This window comes from Streptosporangium sp. NPDC000239 (assembly GCF_040300765.1).
Lineage (GTDB): Bacteria > Actinomycetota > Actinomycetes > Streptosporangiales > Streptosporangiaceae > Streptosporangium.
Window position 1 is genome coordinate 265,627 of the sequence record NZ_JBEPEI010000008.1, and the last position, 19,746, is coordinate 285,372.

Here is a 19,746-nt window from a genome sequence, read left to right on the forward strand (position 1 = left end):
TCACGGTCCTCACGGTCCTCGGGCGTCGGCTGGCGCGTCGCCGGTCAGGCGCGGGCCGGGGTGAACTGGAGTCTGCGCTCGCTGGGCGCGTATCCGCTCAGCGTCACGGTCGGGCCGTGGCTCGGCAGGGAGGGGTCGGGGAAGTCGGCGGGGATCGGCCGGATGCCCCCGGCGCGCCTGTCCACGTTGGGGAAGTCGGGCGGGAAGGGCGCCGCCGACTCGATCAGCCTGCGGTAGAAGTCGATCCATCTGGCCTGGTCGAAGGCGACCGCGGCGATGACGCGCCCCTGGAAGCCGTACGTCACGACGAAGCGGTCCTCCTCCAGGGCGCCCTGCGTGACGACGATCTCCTCCCCCATGGGCGGGACGCCGATGGACTTGATGTTGACCCCGAACTGGGCGGACCAGAAGGCCGGGACCCACAGGTAGGGGCGGCGGTCGAGCCCTGAGTTGATCATGTTGTGGGCGGCGATCTCGGCCTGCTCGACCGCGTTGCCCCAGTGTTCGAGCGAGAGGAACTGGTAGCCGAAGAGCGGGTGGGGGGACCTGGCGACGTCCCCGGCGACGAAGACGTCGTCGGTGACGATGCCGTGGACGTCGAAGGCGCGGCATCCCGCGTCGCAGGCGACGCCCCTCGGCCCGGCGGCCAGCCCCGATCCGGCGAGCCACTCGGTGTTGCGTATCGCGCCGAGCCCGACCACCGCGACGTCGGCGTCGATCGCGCTCCCGTCGGAAAGGTGGGCGCGCCTGAGCCGTCCCGCGGCGTCGCCCTCCAGGGCGGTCACCGTGACGCCGCAGCGCAGGTCCACGCCGTGCTCACGCTGCAGCCGCGCCGCGACCGCGCCCACGACGCCGCCGAGCGCCCCGACGAGGGGGGCGGGGCCGCGCTCGGCGACCGTGACCTCAAGGCCCCTCTCCCGGCAGGCGGAGGCGATCTCCGAGCCGGTGAACCCGGCTCCGACGACCAGCACCCGGCGGGGGCCCGCCGCCAGATGCCGGTTGAGCCCGGCGGCGTCGTCGGCGGTGCGCAGGACGAACACCCCGTCGAGGGCGGCCTCCGTCTCCTTGAACCACGGCCTGGCGCGGGTGCCGGTCGCGATGAGCAGGCGGTCGTACTCGATCTCGTCGCCGTCGGCGAGGCTGACCCGCCGTTCGGCCAGGTTGAGCCCGGTCGCGGCCACGCCGAGCCGCCAGCGGACGTCGAGGTCGCGGGCGCGCGGCAGTGTGGTCGCCTCCGCCGCCGTCCTGCCCAGCAGGACCTGCTTGGACAGGGGCGGCCTGTCGTACGGCTCGCGCGGCTCGTCGCCGATCACGGTCAGCGATCCGGTGAAGCCTCCGGCGCGCAGCGCCTCGGCTCCGTGCAGCCCCGCGAGGGAGGCTCCGACGACGACCACCCGGCCCCGCCGTCTGAGCTCCCGTGCGGCCGTCTCAGCCGACATCGGTCAGCGCTCCCCCTGGCCGTCGCGCGGTGTCCCACTCGACGGTGATGGCCTGCACCGGGCAGGCCGCCGCGGCCCGCAGGACCTGTTCGCGCCGCTCCTCGCCGGGGCCCGGGTCGTACATCAGGGCCTCCTCGCCGTGCATGGAGAAGACGTCCGGCGCCAGGAAGGCGCACTGGGCGTAGCCCTCACAACGGTTGAGATCGACGACAATCCTCACGGAACCCCCCGGCCCCTTCGGCCGTCCCCGTGGCGGGAACGGCCCTTGGGTGATGTCCAGACTAGGGCGGTGACCTGGGAGGACAAGGTCGGCGATTACCGTGTTACGACCCTTTTGAGGGACCTTTGCCGCTTCCCAGGGGGATAGTGGGACTTCATCCTGGTCGTCATCCGCAGCCGGGAACGGACCTGCCGAGGGCCGTGGCGTAGGCGTCGCGCAACAGCGCCGCCAGCGCCCCCTCGTCCTGCGCCTGGTTGACGGTCGCCACGACCGAGATCCGCCGCGCGGGCGCGTAGGCCGCGACGGCGCCCCAGGCTCCGGGGTGGAACCACAGGACCTCGTCGCCGGATGTCAGGCGCTGGATGCCGAGGCCGTAGGTGCCCTTGCTCTGCGGGGTCGCGGTCAGCATGGCCCGCAGCGTCGCCGGGTCGCGGAAGACCCCGCCCTCGAACAGGGCGCGGAAGAAGGTGGTCAGGTCGGCCGCGGTGGAGACCAGGCCGCCTCCGGCGAAGGTGTCGAAGGTCGGGTTCCAGTTCCTGGTGTCCACGGAGCCGAGGTAGGGGTGCGAGAGCGGCGCCCCGCGATGCCGTTCCCAGTGTTCGAGGTAGGTCCCGCGCAGCCCGAGCGGGTCGAGGAGCAGCGTGCGGTAGGCGCGGTGCAGGGGCAGGCCGCTGACCTTCTCGATGACGTACCCGGCCAGGATGTAGCCGGTGTCGGAGTAGTGGTAGCCCCTGCCCGGCCTGAAGTACGGCCTGCCGTGGGCGAGAGCCCAGTCGACCAGCCGTTCCGGTGTCCACGTCCTGCGGGGATGGGCGGCGACCTCGGCGATCCACCTCTCGTCGGCGGCGTAGTCGTACAGGCCCGCGGTGTGGTCGAGCAGCTCGCGCACGGTGATCCGCGCGCCGTAGGAACGGCCGCCGAGCACGTGCACCCGCCCGACCAGGGAAGGGTCGAGATATTTGCTGATCGGGTCGTCGAGGCGTAGCTTGCCCTGTTCTGCGAGCTTGAGCACGGTCGCGGCGGTGAAGGTCTTGGTGACGCTGGCCGCGCGGAAGGCGTCCGTCGGCCGCAGGTCCCTGCCGCCGAGCCGGAAGGCGCCGGCGGCGCCGGTGTAGGCGACCCCGGGGCCCCGGACGTCAAGGATGACCCCGGGGACCGGTGGCCTGGCCGCCCTGCCGACGAGGCAGGCGAACCCGGCCTCGGCGGCGGCCGCGGGACCCGCGGTGAGGAGCAGGAACAGCGCGGTGAGAACGGCGACCACGGCCGAGGTTCTGCCGGGCGGACGCATCAGGGGACCTCCAGTGGATCGGTGACCGGCGGGACCGTACGGCCCAGCCGGGTCCTGACCGTGTACGCCAGCAGCGTCACGGCCAGGATGACGCCGACGCCGAGCACGACGGGCCCGACGCCGGGAGAGACGGAGACGGCCAGCAGGGCCGCGCCGAGCAGGACGAGCACCGTCCAGCTCAGCCAGGGGTGGCCCCACATGCGCACCTGCAGCGTCCCCGGGTCGGTGCGGGCGCGCAGCCGTAGCTGGCTCACCGCGATGAACAGGTAGAGGACCAGCGTGAGCAGGCCGGAGGCGTTCAGCAGGAAGGCGAAGATCTCATCAGGGCTGACCAGGCCCGCGACGGCCACGACCACCAGCGCGAGACCGCTTCCCGCCAGGATCGCCGGGGCGGGCACCCCCGAGGGCCGCACCCTGGCCAGTACGGCGGGCGCGTCCCCGCGCTCGGCCAGGGACATCAGCATTCGCGAGGAGCCGTAGATCCCCGCGTTCAGGATCGACAGCACGGCGACCAGGACGACCGCGGTCATCAGGCCGCTCGCCCCGGGGACGCCGAAGGCCTCGATGGCGGTGGCGAAGGGGCTGTCCTCCCCGTTGGCCGGGACCCGGTTCCACGGCACGACCGCGACGATCAGCAGGATCGAGCCGACGTAGAAGACCAGCACCCGCCACACCACCCTGACGGTCGCCCGCGCGACCTCCCTGGCGGGTTCTGCGGACTCCGCGGCGGCGATCGTGACGATCTCCGCGCCGAAGTAGGAGAAGACCACCGTCACCAGCGCGGCCAGCACCGCCGCCCAGCCGTTCGGGGCGAACCCGCCGTGCTCGGTCAGCGCGGACAGGCCCGGCCCGCCGTGCGGCCACAGCCCGGTGAGGTACAGCGCGCCGACGGCCAGGAAGGCGACGACCACGACGACCTTGACCGAGGCCAGCCAGAACTCGGTCTCGCCGAACACCCGCACCGAGACCAGGTTCGCCACGGTGAGGACGGCCAGCAGCGCCGGGGCGCCCAGCCACACCGGCAGGCCGGGGACGATGCCGGAGGCCAGCCTGGCGCCCGCGACGGACTCGAAGGCGATCACCGCGACCGCGAAGTACCAGTAGCCCCAGCCGACGAGGAATCCCGCCCAGCGGCCCAGGGCCAGCTCCGCGTAGCGGGAGAAGGACCCGGTGGTCGGGTGCGCCGCGGCCATCTCGCCGAGCATCCGCATCACCAGGACGACGATCACGCCGCCCACGGCGTAGGCGACGACCGAGGCGGGACCCGCCATGGCGATCACCGAGCCGCTGCTGACGAACAGGCCGGCGCCGATGACGCCGCCTATGCCGATCATTGTCATGTGCCGCCGCCGCAGTCCGCGGCGGAGCGCTGTCTCACCTTGCGCCATCGAGGCTCCTTGGTTTCGTGGCCCCCGAGCGGGTTTTTCCGGCGTCACGGGTCCGGGCGCGCGGTCACGCCAGGGCCGCCTGCGGCCACGGTCGGCGGACAGGCGGGGTGCGAAGGGACGGGGGATCTCCCGGAACGGTCTGCGGGCTTCACGGCCGTTCCGGGAACGGCGCGGCCGTTCCGGGGTTCCTCCGCGCCGGCGCGGCCGTTCCGGGTGAGCATGGCCGGTCCGGGCCGGCGCGGTCGTGCCGGAGTGACACGGCCGTTCCAGAGCGGGTGTGGTGGAAGGGGCGGCGGCCGGTTCAGTCGCCGTGGAACTCGGGGCCGCGCCCGTCACCGAAGGCGTGCAGCCCCTCGGCGAGGTCGGCGCTGCGCAGGCAGGCCAGGCAGCCCTCGACCTCCAGGGCGAGCACGCCCTCCAGGTCGAGTTCCCAGGTCCTGCGCAGGTGCCGCCTGATCAGGCCGACCGGCACGGGGGCGGCCGACCCGATGGTCTCGGCCAGCGCGACGGCGGTGGCGAGCAGGTCCTCCCCGGGCACGACCCGGCTGACCAGGCCCGCGCCGAGCGCCTCGGCGGCGCCGATCCGCTCTCCCGACAGCAGCAGGTCGGCCGCCCTGCCGTGCCCGACCAGGCGGGGCAGGAAGTACAGCACGCCGTTGGTCGGGTAGAGGCCGCGGCGCACCTCCATGAAGGCGAACTCGGCCTCCTCCGCCGCGATCCGCAGGTCGCTCGCTATCGCCAGCTCCGCGCCCACGCCGACCGCGATGCCGTTCACCGCGGAGATGACGGTCTTCGGGAAGGCGACCAGGCGCCTGGTGACGTCCTGGAAGTCCTCGACGGTCGCGGCCAGGTCCCGCGACGCCGTACGGCTCAGGCGTTCGCGTGTCTCGGTGAGGTCGACGCCCGAGGAGAAGGCGCGTCCGCGCCCGGTCAGGACGACCGCGCGCACCGTCTCGTCCCGCTCCGCCTCGTCCAGGGCCGCGCCGAGCTCGGCGAACGTGCGGTCCCTGAAGGCGTTCAGCACCTCGGGGCGGTCGAAGGTGACCACCAGGGCCGCGCCGTGGCGGGCCGTGACGATGTCTTTGACGGCGTCTCCGACGGTGTCCTCGGCCGTGTCCTCGACGGTGTCCTCGGCCGTGTCCTCGGCGGTGTTTTCGGCGGTGTTTTCGGCGGTGTTTTCGGCGGTGTTTTCGACGGTGTCGCTCACACGGCCTCCCCGAGCGCGTCGTACTCGTTCTCCCTGCCTGAGGGCAGCAGGTGTTTGGCGATCCGTTCTGACGGGGTCATGGGGAACTCCTCGACGTACTCCACGAAACGCGGCACCTTGAAACCGGCCAGGCGCCCTCGGACGAACTCCACCAGTTCCCCTGGTGGCACGGGGGTCGCGACCTGGACGAACGCCTTGACCTCCTCGCCCCGCAGGTCGTCCGGGACCGCGACGACCGCCGCGGCCCGGACGGCGGGGTGCCGGGCGAGGACCGCCTCGACCTCGGCGGCGGCGACGTTCTCACCGCCGCGGCGGATCATGTCCTTGCGCCTGCCCACGAGGTGGATGTAACCGCGTTCGTCCCTGCGGCCGAGATCGCCGGTGTACAGCCTGCCGTCGCGGATGCGTTCCGCGGTGGCCTCGGGGTCGTTCCAGTAGCCGAGCATCATCGGGCTGCCGGTGACGACGATCTCACCGTCGATGATCTCGACCTGTTTGCCGGGTACGGGAACCCCCGCGGCCCCGCTGCCGACACAGGCGTCGTCACCCGCCGGGACCGCCAGGTCGACGCCGGTCTCGGTCATGCCGTACGCCTCCCGCCAGGGCGCCCCCCAGCGCCGTTCGAACGCGGCGTGCAGGTCGGCGACGATGCCCGAGCACAGGACGAGCCTGACCCGGTGCGCGTGGTCCAGCGGGTCCTCCGGCTGCCGGTACAGGTAGACCGGCATGGTGCCGAGCAGGTAGAAGAACGTGGCGCCCTCCTCACGCGCGGAGCGCCAGAACGTCGAGGCGGAGAACCTCGGCAGGATCACCAGCGGGATGCCCTTCATCAGGCACAGCACGGTGTTCCACTGCGGGTCCATGTAGGAGAAGGGCTGGGCGGTCAGGTCGACGTCGTCCTCACCGGCCCCGACGATGCCCGCCGCCAGCTCCGCCAGGCGCAGCCAGTAGCCGTGGGTGAGCATGCACCCCTTGGGGAACCCCGTCGTGCCCGAGGTGTACTGGAGGTTCGCCAGGTCCTCGGGGCCGACCTGCGGAGGTTCGAGGTACGGCGAGGCGGCGTCGGCCTCCGCTCCCGCGTCGAAGGCGCCGGGGACCGGTCGCCCGAAGGGCCCCGCGCCGGCCGGGTCGAGCAGCCCGACCTGCCCGACCCGGGTGCCGAGCAGCGCCCGCGCGGCCTGTGCCGTACCGGCGAGGGCGAGCACGGCGCCCGAGTCGGCGATCACGTGGGCGAGGTCGTCGCTCCGGTAGCCGGCGTTGACCGGGACGGTGACCGCGCCGAGCTTGCCCACGGCCAGCCAGGCGACGGGGAAGCCGACGCCGTTGGGCAGCATGACGGCCACCCGGTCGCCGCGGCGCACCCCGTGGGCCCGCAGCACGGCCGCCAGCCGGTTGGTCCGCTCCTCGACCTGCGCGACGGTGGTGGTGACGCCGCCGAAGCGGAACAGCGGCCGTCGCCCGTCGGTCGCGGCCCGCCTCCTGAGCAGGTCGCCGAGGCTGGTGGCGCTCACCGGGCCTCCCCGGGGGCGCTCGCGCGGGTGGCCAGGTCGAACATGTCGGCCAGCTCGGCGGCGCACCCGGCGAGGTCCACGGCCGCCTCGTCGAAGACCCACTGCAGCATGACACCGTCGATGGCGCCCTGAACGGTCGAGGCGAGCGTGCGGGGGGTGAAGTCCCGGAAGTCGCCGTCCTGCTGTCCTCTGCGCAGGATCCCCTCGATGTGCCTGCGGCAGGGGTCGTAGGCGGTGGCGTTGAAGGCGCGTTTCGCCTCCGCCGTCCCGAAACTTCCCCAGATGTCGACCATGGCGACGAAGTTCTCGCGATGGTCGGCCATGAAGGCGAAGCTCGCCTCGATGTAGGCGCGGAGCCTGGCCGGGCCGCCGGTCTCCCGCTCGACCCTGGACCTGATGAACCGGTTCGACTCCGCCAGCAGGGAGGTGACGATCTCCTCGATCAGCTCGTCCCTGCCGTCGAAGTGGTAGGAGATCACGCTCTTGCTGATCCCCACCTCGTCGGCGATCCGGGCCAGCGACGCCTGGGCGAGCCCCGCGCTGGCGATCGTCGTGATCGCGCCGCCCACGATCTGACGCCTGCGCGTCTCCTCGATGAACGTGGACTTCTTCCTGCCCGGTGCTTTCCGGCCATCCGGCGTAATTTTCGACCGCATGGCCTACATTTAGGCCGTACGGCCGCAAACCCGCAAGGGGCCTGCGCCAACTCTCCGGTTTTCCCTACCTCCAGGAAGACGGTGTGCCATGGATGACCTTCCCCCGCTCCGCCCCCGCGAGAGGGAGGTGCTCGCGCTGATGGCGCAGGGCTGCTCGAACGCCGAGGTCGCGGCGCGGCTGCACCTGTCGGCCGCGGCCGTGGAGAAACACGTCTCCGGTGTGTTCACCAAGCTGGGCCTGCCGCCGACCGCGAGCGGGAACCGCCGCGTCCTGGCGGTCCTGCGTTATCTGGGTCATCAGGGCCTTTCCGGAAACCCCTGACCCGGCCGGAGCCGGGTCAGGGGTGTCTCCGTACCGCGCCTTCTCCCAGGCGGGCCTATTCGTGCGGGAGGATGCTGCCGGTCGGGGTGCTCCGCGGCGCGGGGGACCCGCCCCCACCGCCACCGCCGCCGTTGCCGCCCCCGCCGCCGCCGTTGCCCCTGGCCTGCTGCAACATCTCCAGGTGGGCCTGCACGACGGGCTTGGCCTCCGAGGCGACCTTCTTGACCGCGGCGGAGGAGCCGTCCCTCAGCTCGGTGTTGATGACCGTGAGGGTCTGGCGGTGCCCGGCGATCTGCGCCCTGATCCAGGCGTTGTTGAAGGCCGCGCCGTTCAGGTTCGACAGCTTGTCGAGTGTGGCGCGCTGCTTGGGCGCGGGCTGTTCGGGAAGCGTGACGCCCGCCCGTTGCGCCTCCCGTTTGACGGCCGCGTCCAGTTTGAGGTGGTCGGCCACGATCTTCTTGGCGATGTTCTGCACGGCCTGGTTGCTCGACTTCTTCTCGGCGAGCCTGCCCGCCTCGATCTCGGTCAGGTTCGACCGGTGGGCCTGAGCCAGGAAGGTCTTGTCCTGTTCGTTGAGGCTGGGCTGGGCGAGGACTCTGGTGGCACCGCCACCGAGTACGACGGCCACGGTGGCCAGCAGCACGATGATCCTTCTCATCATTGAAACCCCCGCGGATCACTCCTTAGGAATATTTAGGACCTCCTCCCCATATGCACCGATATTCACCGAGATATCAGCATTAATCAGCAAATGAAGTCCAAAGTTCCGCGGAGGACCCCGGCGAGCCGAGCCGTACGGATCGCACGGGCGAGTGCCCCGCTGAGCGGGCCGTCCGGTCTCGGCCCGGTCGTTCCCACCGCCGGGCACGAGCCGTACGGCGGGCGCCCCCGGCCATGTCACAGTGGTGATTGTTTTTGGGCCTGCGGTAAACCCCCGCACGCCCTGCCACGTCGGTTTGACATGCGCACCAAAAGCCGGATTAGCAAGTCCAATTCCCGATATCAAATGATTTGCCAGGGTTTAGGGTAATTTCGGGATTCCCGGCCGGGAGCTCCAACGACCGAGAGGACGCCGGCCCTTCGTGACGGAGCCCGCACGGGCCGTCCGCCCCGACCGGCGTGCGATCGATCGTCCCGACCAGACCAGATCAGGAGGGTTCCCCTCCCATGCCCGCGGACGCGGTCTGACATCGGATCGAACAGAAAGCACGGATGTGAAGCGACTCCAGGCGAAGCCACGATTCGTCCCCGCAGGAAGGGTCCTCGACCCGCTCGTCATCGGCGGGCGGCCGATGGCGCGTCCCGTCACCGGGGCGGTCCCCGACGCGATCGGGAAACGACCGGACAGTGAGCTCGACGGCGCCGACCTGCCGGAGCTGTCCGTCAGGGCGGCCTCCGTCAGAGGGGAGGCCAACCGCCGCGACGGGGCTCCCCGCAGGGACGCGATGGGGCTGTGGCAGATCGACGGCTCCCGGCTGCTCGCGTGCGCCGCGGGAGGACTCGCGGACGCGGAACTGTCCCACGTCGGCGCGGCCGAGGCCTGCGCCTCCGCCCGCCGCAACCTGCTCGGCCTGCTGCGGCACGCCGAGGACGGCGCCCCGGTGGAGGACTTCTTCGCCGCCGTCACCCGTGACCTCGCCGAGCGGGCCGAGCGGACCGGCGTTCCCGCCGCCGCCCTGCGCACCACCCTGCTGGCCGCGATCATCGACACCGCCGAGCACCGCGTCCACGTGGCGCGGACCGGCGACGGCACGGCGTCGCTCCTGCGCGAGGGGCACTGGTCCCCGGTCCTGCCCGCCGGGGACGGCGCGCGGACGCCGGACGCGCTCCCCGGGGACGGCCCTTCCGGGACCGCGATGGCCGATCTCCTGCGGGACGACATGCTGCTGCTGTGCACCGGCGGCCTGGCCAGGCCGATGGGCGAGGAGGAGGTCAGCGAGCAGGTCTCCGCCTGGTGGTCGCAGCCCTCGGTGCCGTCCCTGCCCGAGTTCTTCTGGCAGCTCAGCTTCCGGGACGAGTCCCACGAGGACGACCGCACCGCCGTCTGCGCCTGGAGACGCTGAGTCCCGTCCCCGGTGCCCCCGGTCCGGCGGGGGCACCGGCCTCGGGCGGAAGGACGATCCCGGGCAACCGGAAATACCCTCCGGTTCGTTGGGGTTGCCACTGTCATGGCTGAAGACATCATCCGAGGTGTGGCCCGGGGGGCCGCCGAGGTCCCGCTCTCGATCCTGGAGCTGGCGGTCGTCGGGTCGGGAGTGAGCCCGACCAGGGCGTTGCGGGCGAGCACCGAGCTGGCCAGGAGAGCCGAGGAGTGGGGATACCACCGCATCTGGGTGGCCGAGCACCACGGCATGCCCTCGGTCGCCAGTTCCTCCCCCGCCGTGCTGATCGCCCATCTCGCCGCGGCGACACGGACCATCCGGCTGGGTTCCGGCGGCGTGATGCTGCCCAACCACGCCCCGCTGGTCGTCGCCGAGCAGTTCGGCACCCTGCACGCGCTGCATCCCGGCCGCATCGACCTCGGGCTCGGCAGGGCGCCGGGCACCGACCAGGCGACCGCTCGGGCGCTGCGCAGGAACGGCCCGGACGCCGACGACTTCCCCGAGCAGTTGGCCGAGCTGACCGCCTTCCTCGACGGCTCCTTCCCCGAGGGGCACCCGCTGCGCAAGGTCGTCGCCACCCCCAGGACTCCGGAGTCGGGGCGCCCGCCGATCTGGCTGCTCGGATCGAGCGGCTTCAGCGCCCAGCTCGCGGGCATCCTCGGCCTGCCGTTCGCCTTCGCCCACCACTTCAGCGCGGCCAACACCCTGCCCGCCCTTGAGCTCTACCGTTCCGCCTTCCAGCCCTCCGCGGTGCTGGAGCGGCCGTACGCGATGATCGGGGTCTCCGCCGTCGCCGCGGAGACCTCGGAGCGGGCGCTGAGCCTGGCGCTGCCCGGCGCGCTGTCCATGCTCAGGCTGCGCAGGGGGGCTCCCCAGCCGGTGCCGACGCCCGAGGAGGCGCGGGATCACCCCTACACCCCGGCCGAGCGGGTCTTCGTCGAGGACTACCTGTCCAACGTGGTCCTGGGCGACCCCGGGGAGGTCAGGGAGGGCCTGAACGCGCTGCGCAAGCGCACCGAGGCCGACGAGTTGATGATCACCACGATGGTGCACGACCCCGAGGACAGGATCCGCTCCTACGAACTTCTCGCCCAGGCCTACGACCTGCCCCGCGGACCCGTCGGCTAGCGTCGGCTCAGGAAGTCTTCGGGGAACCGTACGGCTCACGAGGGAGTCACCGTGAACGACCTGCCGATCTGTGTGACCTGTGGTGTTCAGTACGCCGCTCTCAGGGAGAACTGCCCGATCTGTGAGGACGAGCGGCAGTACGTCGGCTGGCAGGGGCAGCGCTGGACGTCGCTGGCCGAGCTGAGCGCGGCCGGCCACAGGGCCGTGGTCGCCGAGGAGGGGCCCGGCGTCGTCGGCCTGGGCACCGACCCGGCGACCGCGATCGGCCAGCGCGCGCTGCTGGTGCGCTCCGCCGGGGGCAACGTGCTGTGGGACATGGTCACCCACTTCGACGAGGAGGTCGTCCGGCAGGTCCGCGAACTGGGCGGGATCAAGGCCATCGCGATCAGCCATCCGCACTTCTACGGCTCGATGGTCGAGTGGGCGCACGCCTTCGACGCGCCGGTCTACATCCACGCCAAGGACCGCGCGTGGGTGGCCCGCCCGGACGAGTCGGTCGTGTTCTGGGAGGGCGAGACCCTGGAGATCGGCGACGACCTGACCCTGGTCAACGCGGGCGTGCACTTCGAGGGCGGCCAGGTGCTGCACCGGCGCGAGGGGGCGCACGGCCCGGCGGCGCTGTTCTCCGGCGACATCCTCCAGGTGGTCTCCGACCGGCGCTGGGTCTCGTTCATGTACAGCTACCCGAATCTCATCCCCGAGCGCCCGAGGACGGTCCGCCGCGCCCTGTCGCTGCTTGAGCCCTACGACTTCGAGCGGGTCTACGGCGGCTGGTGGAAGCGGGTCGTGCGCACCGACGGGGCGCGGGCCGTGCGGCGCTCGGCCGAGCGCTACCTGCGGTTCGCCCTCGACGACGCCCCCGGCGACGCCTCAGCCGACGCCCCCGAGGGCGGCTGAGGCTCCTCAGGGTCGTCGACGTCGAGCTCGGGGTGCTCCTCGGGCCAGTCGGCGGGCTCGATCAGACGGCGTACGGCGTCGCCGTCGAAGATCGAGGACAGGACTCCGGCCACCCCCTCCCCCAGCGGCCGCAACGCCTCGACCACGGCCTGGGCGCGGGCGCCCGCCTCCTGCAGCAGCCCCTCGACCAGGGGCGGCAGGGGTGGCGTGGGCAGCGTGAGCCGCGGTCTCGGCGCGGGTTTCTCCGGTGGCGCCCAGCGCATGGAGTCCTCGCTCATGGCGAGCCACTCGTCGACGACTCCGTCGATGGCGTCGAGCACATGATCGGGATCGCTCGGCATGGCGTCTCCCCCCGTGTCCGGGATTCGATACCTCGACGCTACCCTGCAGAAACCCCTCCTACCAGCCAATACTCCCCAATCTGACAGAACACCTCTCATGGAGTAAGCATCACGAAAAAGGGGTAAGACCCGGACGTGGCGGGCCAGATCGGGTCGTCCGCCGCAGTCGTCGTGAGTCGTCGTGCGAGGGGAGCGCCATGGCCAGACTGCGGACGGGAACCGGCCTTCTGCGCCGCAAGCCCATCGAGCACATCGAGGAACCCGAGGGTGGAAGAACCGAACAGCTCACCCGCGTGCTGGGACTCTGGCAGCTCACCGCCATCGGAGTCGGCGGCATCATCGGCGCGGGCATCTTCACCCTGGCGGGCGCCGTCGCCAACGGCATCGCCGGACCGGCCGTCGTCGTCTCCTTCCTGATCGCCGGAATCGCCAGCGCGGCGGCGGCCTTCTCCTACGCCGAGTTCGCCGGGCTGATCCCCAAGGCCGGATCGGCCTACACCTACGGCTACGCGGTGCTCGGCGAGATCGCGGGCTGGTTCATCGGCTGGGACCTGCTGCTTGAGTACACCGCGATCGTCGCGGTCGTCGCCATCGGCATCTCGGGCTACTTCTCCTTCCTGCTCGGCGACCTGGGCGTGAACCTGCCCTCGTGGATGCTCGGCGCGCCGGGGACGGGCGCGGGGCACCGGGTCGACCTGTTCGCCGCCCTGCTGTGCCTGCTGATCGCCTACCTGCTGAACCTCGGCATGCGCAACGCGGCCAGGTTCGAGATGGCGGTCGTCGGCCTGAAGGTCGCCGTGGTGCTGCTGGTCATCGTGGTCGGCCTCTTCCACATCAACACCTCGAACTACACCCCTTTCTTCCCCTACGGCATCGGCGGCGCGTTCACCGGCGCGGCCACGGTGTTCTTCGCCGTCTTCGGCTACGACGCCATGAGCACGGCCGCCGAGGAGTCCAAGGACGCCCAGCGCCACATGCCCAAGGCGATCATCTACTCGCTGGGCGTCTCGATGGTGCTGTACGTGCTGGCCTGCCTGGTGCTGACGGGCATGCAGCACTACACCGAGATCGACAAGGAGAGCGGGTTCTCCACGGCGTTCAAGGCGGTCGGCCTGCGGGGCCTGGCCGACGTGATCGCGGTCGGCGCGATCGTCGGCATCCTGACCGTCATGTTCACCTTCATGCTCGGCGTCAGCCGCGTGTGGTTCTCGATGAGCCGTGACGGACTGCTGCCCAGGTGGTTCGCCAAGACGCACCCCACCCGGCACGTGCCGACCCGGGTGACGTGGATCGTCGGCGTCATCTCCGCGCTCATCGCCGGGTTCCTGCCCATCGTCGAGGCGGCCGAGCTGACCAACATCGGCATCCTGCTGGCCTTCGTCGTGGTGTGCGCCTCGGTGATCGTCCTGCGCTACCGGCGGCCCGACCTGCCCAGGACCTTCCGCTGCCCGGGGATGCCCGTCGTCCCGGCGATCGGCATCCTCTTCTCACTCTGGCTGATCACCTTCCTGCAGTGGCAGACGTGGGTCCGCTTCGCGGTGTGGTTCGCGATCGGCCTGGTCGTGTACTTCGCCTACTCCTACCGGCACTCCGCCCTGGCCTCAGAGGAGCGCGCCGGGGAGGGCTAGCCGGGTCAGCAGGTGTGGTGCCCGGAGACGGTGTCGCCCAGGCCGCGCACCGCGGCGTTCACCCGTTCCAGCGCGTCCTCCCGCGCGAGTTCCGGCCGTCCCGGCGGGGTGCCCGCGCGCACGTCCCGCGCGATCCCCTCAAGTGAGGCGACCGCCGCCCCGACCGCCCCGGCCGACGGCCGCGGGGCGCCGTGCTCGGTCCTGGCGACGGTCGCGGCGGTCGCGTCGGCCACCCGTTCGAGGGCGGTCATCGCGGGCATCCACGTGGTGACGCGCCTGCTGACCACGGCCGGTTCCGTCATCGCCCGCTGGAAGACGGTGCGCAGGTCGGCCAGGGCGTCGTAGACGCGGTGGCGCAGCGCCGCCCTGCCGGTGTGCCCGGGGTCGAAGGCGTGCCGGAGATAGTCGGCGGTCGCCGAGACCGCGTCGGCGAACCTCGGCCCGACCGGCGCCTCCCAGCTCGCGGGCCACGGCAGGTATCCCAGCAGCAGGACGATCAGGCACCCGGCCAGCGTGTCGACCAGCCGGATCTCGGCCAGCCTCGGCCCGCCACGGGTCAGCAGGTCGACCAGCAACAGCACCAGCGGCGCCTGGAAGGCCGACATCAGCCCCCAGTTGCGCTGCATGCCGTACGGCAGGAGCGCGGCGAAGACCGCGACCGGGACCAGGAGCGCGGGGCCGTACGGCACGGCGACGAGCACGACGGTGCCGATCACCGTGCCGGCGAGAGTGCCGAGGGCTCGCTGCACGGCGCGGGCGAAGACCGAGCCGAAGTCGGGTTTGAGCACCAGCGCGACGGTCAGCGTCGTCCAGTAGGACCGTTCGACCAGGTGCAGTTCGCTCAACGCGCTCGCGACCCCCACGCACAGCGCGAGCCTGACGGTGTAGACACGGGTCAGCCGGCCCGACCACATCCGTTCCCAGGCCTGTCTGAGGCGCTCACCCCGGTCCCGCCACTCGTACGGCGGGCCGTCGGCGGGCGGGTCCCCGCCGTACAGCAGTTCGACGGCCCCTTCGAGGGCCGAGCCGAGGGCGCGGGTCGCGGGCGAGTCCGGCCCCTCCCCCGGCGTCCTCGCCGGGAGCGGCCCTCCGGCGAGCGCGTCCGCGACGCCCTCGACGGCCGCCTTCGTGCCCTCCGGCGGGTCGCGCCCCTCCAGGTCGAGGGAGATCAGGGCGTTGCGGACCAGCGAGGCCTGGTTCAGCAGGGCGACCGCGCGGGTGCGCCACGGGTCGGTCCCCGCCGACGCGGAACGGGCGCCGAACACGGTGTCGTAGGCGTTCCTGAGGGCGGTGTCGAAGGCGACGACGGTACCGGCGTCACGCCCGGCGGCCAGGGCGCCGAGCGCCCGGTAGGCCGCGATCACCGCCGCCTCCTCCGGCGCCCTCGGGTGCAGCGGCCAGTCGGCCAGCGCGAGCGCCAGCGCCCACGCCGAGCCGAGCAGGAACAGCAGTGTGCCGGCCCCCGGCGGTCCCAGCGGGACGCCGGTGCCGAGTACGGTCATCACGAGGAGCTGGAGCCCGGCGCTCGACCCGGCGGCGCCGGTGGTGCTGACCAGCGCGGACAGCACCGCGACCGCGACGGTGACCAGCACCGCCCACCAGCCGGTCTCCCTGGCCGCGGCCCCGACCAGGAAGCCCGCCGCGCCGCCGAGCGCGGTGGCGCCCATCCTGACGACCCTGGCCCGGTAGGAGCCGCCCTGGTCGGCCAGGGCGGTGCCCATGGCCCCCATGGCGGGCAGCAGCCCCAGGGCGATGCGCCCCATGGCGAGTCCCGCCAGCAGCGGGGCGACCACGGCCAGCGCCGTGCGCAGCATCGGCCACGGGCGGGGCGCCGCGGGCCTGATCCGCACCGTCTCGACGAGCCAGCCGGGCGCCGCGTCCGCGAGCCTGCCCGCGGTGTGCCTGAAGATCAGCGCACGAGCCTGTCGATGCGGATCGGCAGGTCGCGGACGCGGACCCCGGTCGCGTGGTGGACGGCGTTGGCCACGGCGGCGGCGGTGCCGACGATGCCGATCTCGCCGATGCCCTTGGTCCCCATCGGGTTGAGGTGCGGGTCGTCCTCCTCGATCCAGACGGCCTCGACGTCGCGGACGTCGGCGCAGGCGGCCACGTGGTACTGGGCGAGGTCGTGGTTGAGGTAGTCGCCGAACTCACGGTCCATGACGCTCTCCTCCAACAGCGCCATCGACATGCCCATGGTCATGCCGCCGACGAACTGCGAACGGGCGGTCTTGGGGTTGACGATCCGGCCCGCGGCGAACACCCCGAGCAGCCGCAGCACCCGTGTCTCCCCCGTCGCGGGGTCCACCCCGACCTCGGCGAACTGGGCGCCGAAGGCGTGCTGGGCGAAACGCCGTTCCCCTCCGATCTCCCGCGCGGTGTCGGCGGAGACCTCGACGCCGTCCGGGGGCACCTGGCCGTCCCGCTCCCGCAGCGCCGCGGTGAGCGCCTCGCAGGCCCTGACCACGGCCGTGCCCCAGGAGGCGGTGCCCATCGAGCCGCCCGCGAGTGAGGCGTCGGGCAGCGCGCTGTCGCCGATCTCCACGCGGACCAGGCCGGGCGGGACGCCCAGCGTGTCGGCGGCGATCTGGGTCAGCGCGGTCCTGGCGCCGGTGCCGATGTCCATCGCGGCGATCCGTACGGTGAACGTGCCGTCGGCCAGGGCCGTCGCGCTCGCCTTCGAGGGGCGGCGGTAGACCGGGTAGGTGGAGGCCGCGACGCCGGTGCCGACCAGCAGGCCGTCCCTGAGCCTGACGCCGGGGGCCGGGTCGCGGTCCGCCCAGCCGAACCTGCGCGCCCCCTCGCGCATGCAGGCGACCAGGTTGCGGGAGCTGAAGGGCAGACCGCTCTCCGGGTCGGTCTCCGGCTCGTTGCGGACGCGCAGTTCGATCGGGTCGATCCCGCAGGCGAAGGCCAGTTCGTCCAGCGCCGACTCCAGGGCGAACATGCCGGGCGCCTCGCCCGGGGCACGCATCCAGGAGGGCGTGGGCACATCCAGCCTGACCAGCCGGTGGGTGGTGCGCCGGTTGGGGGCGGCGTACATCATCCGGGTGGGTGTGGCCGTCTGCTCGGCGAACTCCCTGATCCGTGAGCTCTGCTCGAACACGTCGTGGACGATCACCCCGAGGTGTCCACGGGCGTCGGCGCCGAGCCGTATCCGCTGGATGGTCGGGGTGCGGTAGCCGATCACCGAGAACATCTGGCTGCGGGTCACCGCGAGTTTGACGGGCCGCCCGGCGTGTTTGGCGGCCAGCGCGGCGAGCACGACCGGCGACAGCGGCGTGCCCTTCGACCCGAAACCGCCTCCCACGTGCGGGGAGACGACCCGGACGTTGCCCGGCGGCAGCCCGAACAGCGGCGCGACGATGTCACGGACCGAGGTCGCCCCCTGGGTCGAGTCGTAGAGGGTCAGCCCGTCGCCGTCCCACACGGCGACGGTGGCGTGCGGCTCCATCGGGTTGTTGTGCTCGGCGGGGGTCGAGTAGACCTCGTCCACCACCACCTCGGCCGCGGCGAGGGCGGCGTCCGGGTCTCCCTGCTCGGTGTCGGCGGGGTAGACCGGGTTGACCCGTTCCGGACGGTACATACCGGGGTGGTCGGCGCGCAGTTCGACGTCGTGCTCCTCGACGTCGTAGTCCACCCGCAGCAGCCTGGCCGCCTCGACGGCGTTCTCCAGCGTCTCGGCGACCACGACCGCGACGTACTGGCCCCGGTAGGCGACCCGGCGCGACTGGAGCACCGAGAGCTCGGCGTTCTCCGCGGGGGCCAGCCTGGGGGCGTTGCCGTACCAGATGGCGGCGATCACGCCGGGAAGCTTGAGGGCGGCGTCGGCGTCGACCGCGCGGACCTCTCCCCTGGCGATGCCCGCCTGCACGGGCGCGGCGTAGACCAGGTCGTCCGGAGCGTACTCGTAGGCGTACTTCGCCCGGCCCGTCACCTTCTCCAGACCCTCGACCCGGTCGAGGGCCGAACCGACGGAGGAGGCGGCACCGGGGCCCGCGAGGGTGGTCATGACGCCTCCGCGAGGTCGACGAGGGTGCGGACGAGCACGTTGCGGGCCAGGGGGACCTTGAACGCGTTGCCGGGCAGCGGCCGTGCGGCGGCCAATTCGGCCTCCGCGGCCCTGGTGAACTCGGCCTCCGTCGCAGCCGCGCCGCGCAGCGCGGCCTCGGCCGTCTCGGCCCGCCAGGGCGCGTGGGCGACCCCGCCGAACGCGATCCGGCAGTCGCGCACCGTCCCGTCGGCCACGTCGAGGACGGCGGCGACGGAGACGACCGCGAAGGCGAACGACGCCCTGTCCCTGACCTTGCGGTAACGCGAGCGGCCGGGGAACGGCAGCGGCGGCACCTCGACGGCGGTTATCAGCTCGCCCTGGCCGAGCACGGTGTCGCGTTCCGGCTCCTCCCCCGGCAGCCGGTGCAGTCCGGGCATCGGCACGGTCCGCGGCCCCTCGGCGCCCTCGACGTGCACGATCGCGCCGAGCGCGGCCAGCGCGACGGCCATGTCCGAGGGGTGGGTGGCCACGCAGTCGTCCGAGTGGCCGAGGATCGCCAGGTTGCGGTGCTCTCCCGCCCTGGCCGGGCAGCCGGTGCCGGGCAGGCGTTTGTTGCAGGGTTTGGTGACGTCCTGGAAGTAGGGGCAGCGGGTGCGCTGCATCAGGTTGCCGCCGACGGTCGCCATGTTGCGGATCTGGCCGGAGGCCCCGGCGAGCACCGCCTGGGACAGCAGGGGGTGGCGGCGCCGTACCAGGGGGTCGGCGGCCAGGTCGCTGTTGCGCACGCCCGCGCCGATCAGCAGGGCGCCGTCCCCGGTCTCCTCGATCGTGCCGGAGGCGATCCCGCTGACGTCGACCAGGACGTCGGGGACGGCGACACCGAGCCGCATCAGGTCGACCAGGTTCGTGCCGCCCGCGAGGTACATGGTGTCCGGCCTGCCGACGGCCGTGGCGACCGCGCTCGGGGCGTCCGGGGCCCTCAGGTAGGAGAAGGGCCTCATCCCGCCACCTCCCCGATGGCCGCGACGATGTTGACGTAGGCGCCGCAGCGGCACAGGTTGCCGCTCATGCGCTCGCGGATCTCCTCCTCGTCGAGGTTCACGCCGGAGCCGGTGCCGTCGTCGCGGGTGACCGCGCTCGGCCATCCGGCCGCCGCCTCGGCCAGCACGCCGACCGCGGAGCAGAGCTGGCCCGGGGTGCAGTAGCCGCACTGGAAGGCGTCGTGTTCGACGAACGCCGTCTGCAGCGGGTGGAGCCCGTCGCCGTCCGCCAGCCCCTCCACGGTCACGACCCGCCTGCCGTCCAGGGTCACGGTCAGTGTCAGGCAGGACTTCACCCTCCTGCCGTCGAGCAGCACGGTGCACGCCCCGCACTGCCCGTGGTCGCAGCCCTTCTTCGCGCCGGTCAGCCCGAGCCGCTCGCGGAGCGTGTCCAGGAGTGTCTCCCTGGTGTCCACGGTGATCGGGTGCCGCTCCCGGTTGACCGAGAGCACGAGGTCCGCCGTGATCGGGGAGGGCGCCGGTGCCGGTCCTTCTGATCCCGTGATGTGCGTTTCGCCGTTCACGGGCGCTCTCCTACCCACTCATCCGGTTCCTTACCTCCCGGACGCGTCACGCGCAGGGCCA

At 72.4% G+C, this 19,746-nt stretch carries 18 protein-coding genes; 5 read left to right on the forward strand and 13 right to left on the reverse strand.

The features are described from left to right. Positions 1–44: 44 nt before the first annotated feature. The 7 genes from ABT340_RS21975 to ABT340_RS22005 all read right to left on the reverse strand — a co-directional run bounded on the left by ABT340_RS21975 (position 45) and on the right by ABT340_RS22005 (position 7,709). On the reverse strand, positions 45–1,439 hold the full coding sequence (locus ABT340_RS21975; protein WP_352012653.1) for an NAD(P)/FAD-dependent oxidoreductase: 1,395 nt from the start codon (positions 1,437–1,439) through the stop codon (positions 45–47). Beyond that, positions 1,429–1,659, reverse strand: a complete 231-nt coding sequence (locus ABT340_RS21980) for a ferredoxin (RefSeq protein ID WP_352012654.1) — start codon at positions 1,657–1,659, stop codon at positions 1,429–1,431. The genes ABT340_RS21975 and ABT340_RS21980 overlap by 11 nt, the downstream gene beginning before the upstream one ends. A 166-nt stretch (positions 1,660–1,825) precedes the next feature. Then, the gene (locus ABT340_RS21985; protein ID WP_352012655.1) at positions 1,826–2,947 is read right to left on the reverse strand and encodes a serine hydrolase domain-containing protein; all 1,122 of its coding nucleotides are present in this window, start codon (positions 2,945–2,947) and stop codon (positions 1,826–1,828) included. Beyond that, on the reverse strand, positions 2,947–4,335 hold the full coding sequence (locus ABT340_RS21990) for an amino acid permease (RefSeq protein WP_352012656.1): 1,389 nt from the start codon (positions 4,333–4,335) through the stop codon (positions 2,947–2,949). The genes ABT340_RS21985 and ABT340_RS21990 overlap by 1 nt, the downstream gene beginning before the upstream one ends. A 301-nt stretch (positions 4,336–4,636) precedes the next feature. Then, positions 4,637–5,542 (reverse strand): enoyl-CoA hydratase/isomerase family protein, encoded by a 906-nt coding sequence (locus ABT340_RS21995; protein WP_352012657.1) that lies wholly within the window; start codon positions 5,540–5,542, stop codon positions 4,637–4,639. Further along, positions 5,539–7,053 carry an AMP-binding protein gene (locus tag ABT340_RS22000; protein WP_352012658.1) on the reverse strand — a complete coding sequence of 505 codons (1,515 nt, stop codon included), beginning with the start codon at positions 7,051–7,053 and terminating at the stop codon, positions 5,539–5,541. Before ABT340_RS22000 ends, ABT340_RS21995 begins: the two co-directional genes overlap by 4 nt. Further along, the gene (locus ABT340_RS22005; RefSeq protein ID WP_352012659.1) at positions 7,050–7,709 is read right to left on the reverse strand and encodes a TetR/AcrR family transcriptional regulator; all 660 of its coding nucleotides are present in this window, start codon (positions 7,707–7,709) and stop codon (positions 7,050–7,052) included. Before ABT340_RS22005 ends, ABT340_RS22000 begins: the two co-directional genes overlap by 4 nt. Before the next feature lie 88 nt (positions 7,710–7,797). Here ABT340_RS22005 and ABT340_RS22010 point away from each other — a divergent pair, with 88 nt between their 5' ends. After that, a complete protein-coding gene (locus ABT340_RS22010) occupies positions 7,798–8,031 on the forward strand; it encodes a response regulator transcription factor (protein WP_449343612.1) in 234 nt (77 codons plus the stop codon). 55 nt (positions 8,032–8,086) lie between these two features. Here ABT340_RS22010 and ABT340_RS22015 read toward each other — a convergent pair whose 3' ends face one another. Beyond that, positions 8,087–8,692: a DUF4142 domain-containing protein gene (locus ABT340_RS22015; protein ID WP_352012660.1), complete on the reverse strand. Its 606-nt coding sequence runs from the start codon at positions 8,690–8,692 to the stop codon at positions 8,087–8,089. Between the two features lie 553 nt (positions 8,693–9,245). Here ABT340_RS22015 and ABT340_RS22020 point away from each other — a divergent pair. The 3 genes from ABT340_RS22020 to ABT340_RS22030 all read left to right on the forward strand — a co-directional run bounded on the left by ABT340_RS22020 (position 9,246) and on the right by ABT340_RS22030 (position 12,158). Next, positions 9,246–10,094 carry a protein phosphatase 2C domain-containing protein gene (locus tag ABT340_RS22020; protein ID WP_352012661.1) on the forward strand — a complete coding sequence of 283 codons (849 nt, stop codon included), beginning with the start codon at positions 9,246–9,248 and terminating at the stop codon, positions 10,092–10,094. Between the two features lie 105 nt (positions 10,095–10,199). Next, entirely contained in the window at positions 10,200–11,261 is a 1,062-nt protein-coding gene (locus tag ABT340_RS22025) for an LLM class flavin-dependent oxidoreductase (RefSeq protein ID WP_352012662.1), read from the forward strand. Positions 11,262–11,312: 51 nt separating this feature from the next. Then, complete coding sequence (locus ABT340_RS22030) at positions 11,313–12,158, forward strand: MBL fold metallo-hydrolase (RefSeq protein ID WP_352012663.1); 846 nt, start codon at positions 11,313–11,315, stop codon at positions 12,156–12,158. Here ABT340_RS22030 and ABT340_RS22035 read toward each other — a convergent pair. After that, positions 12,092–12,499 (reverse strand): hypothetical protein, encoded by a 408-nt coding sequence (locus tag ABT340_RS22035; RefSeq protein ID WP_352012664.1) that lies wholly within the window; start codon positions 12,497–12,499, stop codon positions 12,092–12,094. The genes ABT340_RS22030 and ABT340_RS22035 overlap by 67 nt on opposite strands. A gap of 197 nt (positions 12,500–12,696) precedes the next feature. Here ABT340_RS22035 and ABT340_RS22040 point away from each other — a divergent pair, with 197 nt between their 5' ends. Next, positions 12,697–14,127, forward strand: coding sequence for an amino acid permease (locus tag ABT340_RS22040; RefSeq protein ID WP_352012665.1), 1,431 nt, complete (start codon positions 12,697–12,699; stop codon positions 14,125–14,127). A 5-nt stretch (positions 14,128–14,132) separates the two neighbouring features. Here the strand turns inward: ABT340_RS22040 and ABT340_RS22045 are convergent, their stop codons facing one another. Genes ABT340_RS22045 through ABT340_RS22060 form a run of 4 tightly spaced genes read right to left on the reverse strand, consistent with a single transcriptional unit; the run spans position 14,133 to position 19,628 of the window. After that, the gene (locus ABT340_RS22045; protein ID WP_352012666.1) at positions 14,133–15,977 is read right to left on the reverse strand and encodes an FUSC family protein; all 1,845 of its coding nucleotides are present in this window, start codon (positions 15,975–15,977) and stop codon (positions 14,133–14,135) included. A gap of 59 nt (positions 15,978–16,036) precedes the next feature. Continuing rightward, positions 16,037–18,139: a xanthine dehydrogenase family protein molybdopterin-binding subunit gene (locus ABT340_RS22050; protein WP_352012667.1), complete on the reverse strand. Its 2,103-nt coding sequence runs from the start codon at positions 18,137–18,139 to the stop codon at positions 16,037–16,039. Then, on the reverse strand, positions 18,136–19,122 hold the full coding sequence (locus ABT340_RS22055) for an FAD binding domain-containing protein (RefSeq protein ID WP_352012668.1): 987 nt from the start codon (positions 19,120–19,122) through the stop codon (positions 18,136–18,138). The genes ABT340_RS22050 and ABT340_RS22055 overlap by 4 nt, the downstream gene beginning before the upstream one ends. Then, positions 19,119–19,628: a (2Fe-2S)-binding protein gene (locus tag ABT340_RS22060; RefSeq protein ID WP_352012714.1), complete on the reverse strand. Its 510-nt coding sequence runs from the start codon at positions 19,626–19,628 to the stop codon at positions 19,119–19,121. Before ABT340_RS22060 ends, ABT340_RS22055 begins: the two co-directional genes overlap by 4 nt. Positions 19,629–19,746 lie beyond the last annotated feature (118 nt).

Excerpts from the sequence above, each read along its gene's own strand:
- ABT340_RS21975 (WP_352012653.1), bottom strand. The coding sequence starts at position 1,439 with ATGTCGGCTGAGACGGCCGCACGGGAGCTCAGACGGCGGGGCCGGGTG.
- ABT340_RS21985 (WP_352012655.1), bottom strand. The coding sequence starts at position 2,947 with ATGCGTCCGCCCGGCAGAACCTCGGCCGTGGTCGCCGTTCTCACCGCG.
- ABT340_RS21990 (WP_352012656.1), bottom strand. The coding sequence starts at position 4,335 with ATGGCGCAAGGTGAGACAGCGCTCCGCCGCGGACTGCGGCGGCGGCAC.
- ABT340_RS22005 (WP_352012659.1), bottom strand. The coding sequence starts at position 7,709 with ATGCGGTCGAAAATTACGCCGGATGGCCGGAAAGCACCGGGCAGGAAG.
- ABT340_RS22010 (WP_449343612.1), top strand. The coding sequence starts at position 7,798 with ATGGATGACCTTCCCCCGCTCCGCCCCCGCGAGAGGGAGGTGCTCGCG.
- ABT340_RS22015 (WP_352012660.1), bottom strand. The coding sequence starts at position 8,692 with ATGATGAGAAGGATCATCGTGCTGCTGGCCACCGTGGCCGTCGTACTC.
- ABT340_RS22025 (WP_352012662.1), top strand. The coding sequence starts at position 10,200 with ATGGCTGAAGACATCATCCGAGGTGTGGCCCGGGGGGCCGCCGAGGTC.
- ABT340_RS22035 (WP_352012664.1), bottom strand. The coding sequence starts at position 12,499 with ATGCCGAGCGATCCCGATCATGTGCTCGACGCCATCGACGGAGTCGTC.
- ABT340_RS22040 (WP_352012665.1), top strand. The coding sequence starts at position 12,697 with ATGGCCAGACTGCGGACGGGAACCGGCCTTCTGCGCCGCAAGCCCATC.
- ABT340_RS22050 (WP_352012667.1), bottom strand. The coding sequence starts at position 18,139 with ATGACCACCCTCGCGGGCCCCGGTGCCGCCTCCTCCGTCGGTTCGGCC.
- ABT340_RS22055 (WP_352012668.1), bottom strand. The coding sequence starts at position 19,122 with ATGAGGCCCTTCTCCTACCTGAGGGCCCCGGACGCCCCGAGCGCGGTC.